Source organism: Neorhizobium sp. BETTINA12A (assembly GCF_023006485.1).
Taxonomy (GTDB): domain Bacteria; phylum Pseudomonadota; class Alphaproteobacteria; order Rhizobiales; family Rhizobiaceae; genus Neorhizobium.
Genome location: NZ_JALBGW010000340.1, coordinates 1 through 1,090 on the forward strand (window position 1 = coordinate 1; position 1,090 = coordinate 1,090).

The 1,090-nt window shown below is 64.7% G+C and carries 2 protein-coding genes; both read left to right on the plus strand.

Translation table 11 applies throughout. The features are described 5' to 3' along the window. A partial coding sequence (locus MOV61_RS29995; RefSeq protein WP_247139188.1) for an ABC transporter permease occupies nucleotides 1–366 on the plus strand: 366 nt, incomplete at its 5' end. Next, a partial coding sequence (locus MOV61_RS30000) for an ABC transporter permease (protein WP_247139189.1) occupies nucleotides 363–1,090 on the plus strand: 728 nt, incomplete at its 3' end. The genes MOV61_RS29995 and MOV61_RS30000, both read left to right, overlap by 4 nt.

Genomic DNA, 1,090 nt, shown 5'->3' on the forward strand with positions numbered 1-1,090 from the left:
CTGACCCGCGTGGCGCGGGCCGCGGTTCTGGAGGTGATGAACGAGGATTTCGTCCGCACCGCCCGCGCCAAGGGCCTGAGCGAGGGCGTCGCCATCTGGCGGCATGCGGTGCCGAATGCGCTGGTGCCGGTGTTCACCATGCTCGGCCTGCAATTCACCTTCCTGATCGCCGGTGCGGTGCTGGTCGAAAACGTCTTCAACCTGCCGGGCCTCGGGCGGCTTGCCTATCAGGCGCTCTCCCAGCGCGACATCATCGTCATGCAGGATGTCGTGCTGTTCTTCTCGGCCCTGGTGATCCTGATGAATTTCCTGGTGGATCTCGCCTATCTGGTGGTCGATCCGCGTCTGAGGGCCGGCGCCCAATGATCAAGGTCCTTCGCCGCCCCGTCTTCCTCATCGGGCTCGTCATCACGCTCGCGTTGTTTACCGTAGCACTGCTGTCGCTCGTTTGGACGCCGCTTCTGCCCACCAAGATGAACATCGTCCACAAACTCAAGGCACCACTCGATTTCGGTCTCCTCGGCACCGACCAGTTCGGCCGCGACGTAACCTCGATGCTGATGGTTGGCGCCTGGAACTCGCTGTCGACCTCCATCCTTGCCGTGCTTCTTGGCGCAAGCGTTGGCACCGCGGTCGGCGTCATCGTCGCCATGCGGCGCGGCTGGCTGGAACTCGTCGTCATGCGCGGCTGCGACATCATCTTCGCGGTTCCGCCAATCCTGTCGGCGATGATGCTCGGCGCCTTCATTGGATCGGGTCGGTTCACGGCGATCATCGCCATCGGCGTGTTCATGGTGCCGGTCTTTGCGCGGCTCGCGCTCGGCGCCGCCCTGCAGATCTGGACGCGGGATTATGTTACCGCCGCCGTCAGCATGGGCCGCCCGAAAGCCAAGATCACGCTCGTCCATGTGCTGCCGAACATCTCCAACCAGATCATCGTGCAGGTGACGATCCAGCTCGGCCTCGCGATCCTCACCGAGGCGGGCCTCTCATTCCTCGGCCTCGGCATGCCGCCGCCGACGCCCACCTGGGGACGGATGCTGGCCGATGCGCAGACCTTCCTCGGCCAGGCGCCGTGGCTGGCGCTGAT